The organism is Candidatus Zixiibacteriota bacterium (assembly GCA_022865345.1).
GTDB lineage: Bacteria > Zixibacteria > MSB-5A5 > MSB-5A5 > RBG-16-43-9 > RBG-16-43-9.
Map to the genome: position 1 here is coordinate 1 of JALHSU010000123.1, position 7,733 is coordinate 7,733.

General features: G+C 44.1%; 6 protein-coding genes. 2 read left to right on the forward strand and 4 right to left on the reverse strand.

Annotation, left to right across the window (positions count from 1 at the left end; translation table 11 throughout):
- The coding region (locus tag MUP17_05380) for a DPP IV N-terminal domain-containing protein (GenBank protein ID MCJ7458403.1) at positions 1-970 on the reverse strand (970 nt) is incomplete at its 3' end.
- 729 nt (positions 971-1,699) lie between these two features.
- On the opposite strand from MUP17_05380, the gene MUP17_05385 reads away from it, so the two are divergent.
- Entirely contained in the window at positions 1,700-2,233 is a 534-nt protein-coding gene (locus tag MUP17_05385; GenBank protein MCJ7458404.1) for a DUF4440 domain-containing protein, read from the forward strand.
- Positions 2,234-2,652: 419 nt separating this feature from the next.
- A complete protein-coding gene (gene msrB / locus MUP17_05390; GenBank protein ID MCJ7458405.1) occupies positions 2,653-3,645 on the forward strand; it encodes a peptide-methionine (R)-S-oxide reductase MsrB in 993 nt (330 codons plus the stop codon).
- Between the two features lie 92 nt (positions 3,646-3,737).
- On the opposite strand, the gene MUP17_05395 is transcribed toward msrB, so the two are convergent.
- The 3 genes from MUP17_05395 to MUP17_05405 form a co-directional block, all read right to left on the reverse strand.
- Positions 3,738-4,934 (reverse strand): type II secretion system F family protein, encoded by a 1,197-nt coding sequence (locus MUP17_05395; GenBank protein MCJ7458406.1) that lies wholly within the window; start codon positions 4,932-4,934, stop codon positions 3,738-3,740.
- Complete coding sequence (gene tadA / locus MUP17_05400) at positions 4,934-6,574, reverse strand: Flp pilus assembly complex ATPase component TadA (protein ID MCJ7458407.1); 1,641 nt, start codon at positions 6,572-6,574, stop codon at positions 4,934-4,936. The genes MUP17_05395 and tadA overlap by 1 nt, the downstream gene beginning before the upstream one ends.
- Positions 6,567-7,733: tetratricopeptide repeat protein (locus MUP17_05405; GenBank protein ID MCJ7458408.1), on the reverse strand; the 1,167-nt coding region annotated here is incomplete at its 5' end. The genes MUP17_05405 and tadA, both read right to left, overlap by 8 nt.

Below are 7,733 nucleotides of genomic sequence, written 5' to 3' on the forward strand. Positions count from 1 at the left end.
GCACACACACCGAGCCCCAATCCGGCTGTATGTTATGGATTTGCATGGTGGTCAATCTGGTTTGGTTGCTACCATCGCCCGCATTCATCCTGTATATTTCATATTTACCGTCACGAAACGAAGAGAAGGCAATCCGATTACCATCGGGTGACCAGCACGGATCACCATCTTCTGCCGGATTGTTGGTCAGTCTTACCTGGTTTATTCCATCCGCGTTCATGACATAAATCTCATGGTTTCCGTCACGATTGGATTGAAAAGCAATCTTGCTACCATCTGCTGAATACGAGGGCCACCAATTTTCTGTACCAGTGTTTGTCAGTTGTTGAAGATTCGTCCCATCCGTGTCAGCCACACAGATATGATAAATACCACTTATATTTGAATAGAATACAATCTTACTTCCGTCCTGGGACCAATCAGGTCCACCACCGTCAAATGTACCGATGCGGTGCTGATTGTTTCCGTCAGCATCCATCACCCAAACTTCAGAACGATAATTTTCCAGCGGGTACCATCTTGCAAAAGCTATCTGTTTTCCGTCTGGTGACCAGTTAGGATCACCGTCGCAGACGTTTGGAGTATTGGTCAATCGAATTATGTTGCTGCCATTAGCATCCATCACAAATTCAGACCAATTATTGTCATCATAATGGACATAGAAGGCAATCTTTTTTCTGTCGGGAGACCATGCCGGACCGCAATCCCGCCCTGCGTGGTTAGTTAGTTTCTGTATGCCGCTACCATCGGTGTTCATCATATAGATCTCGTTATCGCCGCTGTAAGGCGTGTTGGAAAACAAAATCTTCTCTATAGTGATGGAATCGTTCATTGTACTACTTAATCCATTTTGAAACTGCCCAGCTGTTGCCGTTAAGTCGGATGCATTAATGCTCTCTCCGCCCACCCAAAGCATTAAAACTAACCCCCCCAAAAAAATACTTAACAACCGCAACCATTTGAAATACATTTTAACCTCCCGTGTAGATTTTAATTATTAATTTCTTGCTTTTTCATTGCTGTCAGCTCAATTGACAACTTAGCTGTCACTATTTCATCTCCATATAAATAGTATCGGATAGTAATCTTTCTCCGATAGAAGTATCGAAATCGTTACTCTTATCATTAATAAATCTCATTTTTAGCAATATCATCTTTTCACAATTTATACAGCATTCTTGTATAGAGTTTTACTGGAAACATAAAAAGAGCTTCTCCTGCCTGCCCTCTCCCACTGTTTAAATTTTCGAAAATCTGGACTTAGCATTACTGCAAAGAGAGAGGAAATTCTCCGACTTTTATATCACAAGAAACGTGCCAATAAAATACTGTACGAAACTCCCCTGGTTTTTGTTTAACATATTGTAAATCAATCAACTAACTTTGCCAGAAGATCAGAGGAAATACTCAAAGGCAGTCATTTGCGTATAGATCGACAGAAACAAGCAATAATCGAGATATAGGTTGAATAGCGATATAGACTTAAGATTGGAGCTCTAATCCTGCAAGAACTCACGAAGAAACGTAAAAAGCCCATGCGGGTGTAAGAGAAATAATGAGTGTTGCCGGGGGTACATTCGAAGATTAATTTCCAGTTCCCGAAATAAAAGTTGATCTACTGTAATTAGATTTGACAATTGTTATGGCGTGACTAACTTAAAAAGTGGTATAATAACGAGGGGCAGGACCAAGTGAGGATGTGAACAAGTTAGCCGCAAGCACGTCTCGTCAAGTAATAACAATCAATTCTCATCAACCGAAAGGAGCAAACATGTCACGGACAGCAATTCTTGTGACAATCTTGACATTGATAGTCTTGGGTGGGTGTGATTCGGATACAACACACCAAAACGCCGGTGAAGAAATTATTGCTCTCGAGCGCAGTGCGCTGGACAAGTGGTCGCAGGGCAATACACATGGGTACATTGACATTAGTGCAGACGATGTTACTTGGTTCGACTTCATGCCGGGTGCGCAGCCGAGGATAGAAGGTCTCGAGGCAGTCCGCAACTACTTGGCATCTTTTGCGGGGCAGATTCCACCTCACACATATGACATTGTGAATCCGAAGGTGCAGGTCTATGGCAATACCGCAATCCTCACTTTCCATTGGAAGGCCAGCACGACAGACGGTAAGGCGCTGGAAGGATGGAAGGTCACTTCGGTGTATCACTGGAAAAACGGTAAGTGGAGCATGGTTCACGCCCACTGGTCGATTGTCCAGGGAGCGTAATCGCACTCTGTTGAAGGATTGAGGAAATTTGAGCAACCTAAGGGGACAGACGTTTGTGATCTGTCCCTTTCTTTTTCCAACCTGAAAATATTTTGACGGTGCGTGAGGAAACCCTAGCTCAACTCTCTATATATGTAAGAGATATAGAGAGTGGCACTAGGGGGGGTACCCCGTGCCTCTTTTATGCCTCATTTCAGATTGGATTATCTTGGATCATGATGGGCTATTATGGATGTTAGAAAAGAGCTGTTTTGTCAGGGGCGCTGGGCTCCTGACCTACTTTTACTTTCAACCTCCTTATTCAGGTTCTGCGGTTCATTCGTATATCTTCTGAGATTTCAGGACAGGAGGAGAATATGTTTTACAACACAAGAATTCTCATTGTTGCAATATCGATAGCTTTAATAGGAGGAGCAGTAATGTCTGAGAAAAATCAGAAAAATGAAAAGGCAGTCATACAGAAGGCGACTTTTGCGGGTGGATGTTTCTGGTGTATGGAAGATGCCTTCAAAAGGGTTGAGGGAGTAGTGGATGCGGTTTCAGGATACACGGGCGGCAGCAAGGATAAGCCGACTTATGAAGAAGTAAGCTCCGGGACAACTGGTCATTATGAAGCAGTCCAGATCACCTTTGATCCTTCCAGGGTATCGTATGAACGCCTGTTAGACCTCTTCTGGAGGCAGATCGATCCCACAGATCAGGGAGGACAGTTCGCTGATAGGGGTTCGCAATACAGGACTGCTATTTTTTACCATAATGAAGAGCAAAAAGCTATCGCAGAGAAATCAAAAGAGAAGCTGGGAAGGTCCGGGAAGTTCGATAAACCTGTCATCACGAAAATTATACCCTTCACTCAATTCTTCAAAGCAGAAGATTATCATCAGGGTTACTCTCAAAAGCAACCGCTTGCGTTCAAATTGTACAAGAAAGGGTCAGGCAGAGAGGGATTCATAAAAGAAACCTGGGGAGAAAATTCTACCAAGCCGAAAGAAAAGGAATTGAAAAGCAAGCTTACGCCTTTGCAGTACAAGGTGACCCAGGAATGCGGCACAGAACCTCCATTTGAAAACGAGTACTGGAACAATAAAAGAGAAGGGATATATGTTGACGTGGTTTCTGGCGAGCCTTTGTTTTCGTCCAGGGATAAGTATAATTCAGGGACCGGCTGGCCCAGCTTTACCCAACCACTTGAGCCAGGGAATATCGCGGAGCAAGAAGATACGAGCTTGGGAATGACAAGAATGGAAATAAAAAGTAAGGGAGGAAATTCTCATCTGGGCCATTTATTTGACGATGGTCCAGCACCCACAGGGCAAAGATACTGCATGAACTCCGCCTCTTTAAGATTTATTCCAAAAGAGGACCTGGAAAAGGAAGGGTACGGTAAATACAAAAAGCTGTTCGAAAAATAAGGTTAATCTACCAGAATGGTCTGTCCATTGGTTTTCTTGTTGTCCTTGCGTTCCTTTTGTTCCGTCAGGAGCTACTCCTGCTGGTAAACAAGTTAATTTATCTGGCCCATGGCTTTATACAGAGGCATAAAGGTGGAGAGTAAAATTAAGGCGGCAAAAGCCCCGAATCCAATCAAGATCATAGGCTCCAGCAAAGACAAAACCCTTTTTGTTGCTCTCTGAATGTCTTTCTCAAAATATTCGTTTACCTTAAGAAGTTGTTTATCCACCATCCCGTTTTCCTCTCCTAAAGCTACCATACTAACCATAAAGGGTGGAAAAGGAAGCCCTTTCATCGACTCGGAAAGTGATTCTCCCCGGTTTATTCTTTCCTGCATTGTTTCCACTGCGCGGATGATGCTTTGATTTCCGATTGTTCCCTTGAGCAATTCCAAAGAAGGGACAAGGCCAAAACCGGTTTTCAGCAGCAGAGAAAGATAATGGGAAAATTTGGCTAAGACAGTCTTCTGTACTACTGGGCCGAAGAGGGGGAATCTTAACTTCATAAAACTCATAGTGTATTTTCCGTTTTCAGTTTTGGAATAAATGAAAAGCCCGATCCCTGACACCAGGAAAAAAAGAATGATAGGAATCCAGAACGCTCTTACCATACCGGTACTGGCCATAATCGCCCGGGTGAGAAAAGGTAAAGGTGCGCCTAACTCCTTCACCAGCGCCATCATTTTGGGCATAAGATAAAAGGCATAGAACCCTGCCACTCCGGACATCACAACCATAATCAAAATAGGATAGATCATGGCCTGTTTAAGGGAAGACTCCAGTTCCTCCTGGTTTTCTATGGATTTGACCAGCTCTTCTAAGATATCATTTAAATGGCCTCCCTGCTCGCCTGCCCTTATGGAACCAACGAAAAATGGAGGAAAAATCTGAGGATAAGCAGAGATCGATTCACCCAGACTGCCGGTTCCTTCAATCCTTTTGGCAATATCTACAATTACGCTGCGGAATTTAGGATTTCTCTCCTGGGCAGCTATGTTGGAAAAGGCTCTGAGGATTGGAAGTCCAGCAGAAAGCATTAGCTGCAGCTGAATAGTAAATGATAGGAGATCCCTTTTTTTGATTTTCTTGGAAAGACCGAACCCCTTTTTTTCTACCTTTTTTGAAACCTGAACAGGATAGAGTCCCATCTGACGGATTTCACCCTCAGCCTCCTGTAAATTCTTTGCCTGGCAGGAGCCTTTAACCTGCTTGTTCTTCTGGTCAACCGCTTTATAGGTGAATTCTGACATTATCCCGCTACCCTTAAGACTTCAGATAAGGTGGTTGCTCCGGCCAAAACCTTTTTTATCCCGTCCTCAAACAGGAATTCGAACTTGGCAGTCTTTTCGATTTCATAAGAGGTAGCCCTTCTGGCTATCAGCTCATTTATCTCAGGAGTTACCTCTAAGACCTCGAAGATACCCATCCTGCCTTTATATCCGGTGAACTTGCATTTTTCGCACCCTTCCCCTTTGTAAAGGGTGGTGTTCAGTAATTTCTCCAGATGATAGGGGGCGAGTTCCTCTTCCTTCGGTGTATAGGTCGTTTTACATTTGGAGCAGACCTTGCGCAAAAGCCTCTGGGAGATAACTGCCAAAAGTGAAGTTGCCACGATAAATGACTCTATGCCTAAATCCAGAAGTCGTGCCACAGAAGCTGAAGCGGTGTTAGCGTGTAGCGTCGTGAAAACCAAATGTCCGGTCATGGAAGCCCGGAAAGCCATCTGGGCAGTCTCGGTATCTCTCATCTCTCCTATCAGAATCACATCCGGGTCGTGCCTCATACAGGCTCTTAAGCCTTTGGCAAAGGTGTATCCTGCTTTTTCCAAAACCTGGGATTGTTTGGTCAAAGGAATCTGCGATTCTATGGGGTCCTCTAAAGTGATGATATTTTTCTCTAAGGCATTCAAAGTCTTTAAAGCCGCATAAAGGGTGGTTGATTTACCTGAACCGGTCGGTCCGGTGAGGACGATCATCCCGTATGATTTCTGAACCATTCTCCTGAATTTAACCAGATTCTCCCCGGTAAACCCGAGCTGGTCTAAGCTTAAGAGGAATCTGGGTTTTGCCAGAATCCTCAAAACCACTGATTCGCCGTGCATTATCGGCAGGCTGGATACACGGATGTCAATATCTTTAGAATTGTAATTGAACCGGATACCTCCATCCTGGGGAATCCTCTGCTCGGTGATGTCCATTCCTCCCATGATTTTTAACCGGCTGACTGCAGGAGAATAAATCTTCTTGGGAAGAATAAATCCCGGCTCTAAGATTCCGTCGACACGGTACCTGATCCTTCCAACCTTATCATCGGTCTCAAAATGGATGTCAGTGGCTCCCTCTCTTATCCCGTGCGCGATAACCGCATCAACTAACTTTATTAAGGGAGGGGTTTCTTTTTCCACCTCTTCCACGCTCAAGGTCTGGGCAAGACTTTCCTCTATAATTTTCTCTGTGGCAGCCTCCATTCCATAAAATGTGTCTATGGCTGCTAAGATATCCTCTTCTGCGGCAGTTTTTGGCTCCACATCTAAGCTGGTGATCTTCCTCAGCTTGTCAATGGCCATGATATCATTGGGATTTGCCATTGCCACTATGAGCTTTTTGTTATTCTGGGTCTCTGTAGGAATAAGTTTAAGTTCTCTTGCCATTGCCTCAGGCACGAGCTGTAATGCCTCTAGCTCAACTGGGTTGGAGCTAAAGTCAAAATAGGTACTGCCGGACTGCTGGGATAAAAGCTTTAAAATTACGTCAGGATTGACAAACCCTAATCTTTCGCAGATCAGACCAATTTTTTCTCCGGTCCTTTTCTGCTCCCGTAAGGCAACATCAAACTGCTTGGGAGTGACAGTTTTTGATTCTAAGAGCAGCTCGCCGATGGATTTAGTCATTTCTCACTCCTTCCGAGCTTAAGAAAGCCGCCCTTTCCCTGACACTTCTTTTTAAAACCGAATCTTTTTCCCCGGAGTTTTTGAGAAAAAGCTGATAATAAGTGACAGCTTCCTTTTTGTTCCCTGCCAGGTCATTTGCCCTTGCCAGGGAGTAAAGGGTTGAAGGGTCAGCCGGATCGATCTGGTAGGCTTTATCGTAAGCCTTTATGGCTTCGTCCAACTTGCCTTGAGCCTCAAGGCTCTTCCCCATAAGCAGGTAAGCCTTAGGGGAATCCGGGGCAAGGTTTGAAAGTTCCTGAGCATATTCAACTGTTTTCTGGAACTCCTTTTTCTTGAAATAAAGCAAGCCAAAATTATAAATAGTCTTGGTGTCTTCCTGATTCTGGCTTAGAAGAGAAGTCAGCTCCTTTTCCGCTTCAGCTAATTTCCCTCTTTCCAGATAGACTGTGGAAAGGTTCAAGCGAGCCGGATAAAAATCTACATTCAAAGCCAGAGCCTTGAGGTAACACTCCTCAGCGTCCTGCAAGTTCCCTTTTTTATGAGATTCGACTCCAAAATCGAAATAGTTTTTAGCCAGTTGTCTATTCTCTTCAGCAGAAAAAGGAGCTATAGGTCTGGAATCAGTTCTGGTCGAAGGGGTGGACAGGACAAGTTTATCCGGCAGAGTGGTTTTCTCCTCAGCTAACTTTTTCTCGGTTTTCAAAGCAGGGGCTTTCTTGCTACTAAGGATTTTTGGTGACGAGGGTTTTGTATCGCTCTGTGGTTCAGACTTTTTTTCAGGCTGTGCATTTTGAGTCTGAGATTCATTCAAAATCTTCTTTGAATTAGTTTTATCCTCCGTGGAAGGCTGGATAGCAGTCTCTCTTTGGCTTGTCCTTTGAACTGAGGATGGTTGGACTAAGAGTTTTTCTGCCTGAGCTTCTACCTTTTTTTCAGGCTTAATTTCCTGAGCTGAAATCGGAACTGGATTTTTGACAGAATCAGCCTTTTGCTCAGCCAAAACCTTAACAGTTGAATCTCCCGGAGTAACTGTCTGAACAGATGTTTGAGATAGCGGTTTGTTTATAGATTTTTTTATTCTCTGGCTGAGATTCCCTTTTGGCTTGGTCGCGGCTGGAGTCGCGTTTTTGAATTTAGTGCTCCAGAGGAAGTACCCTGC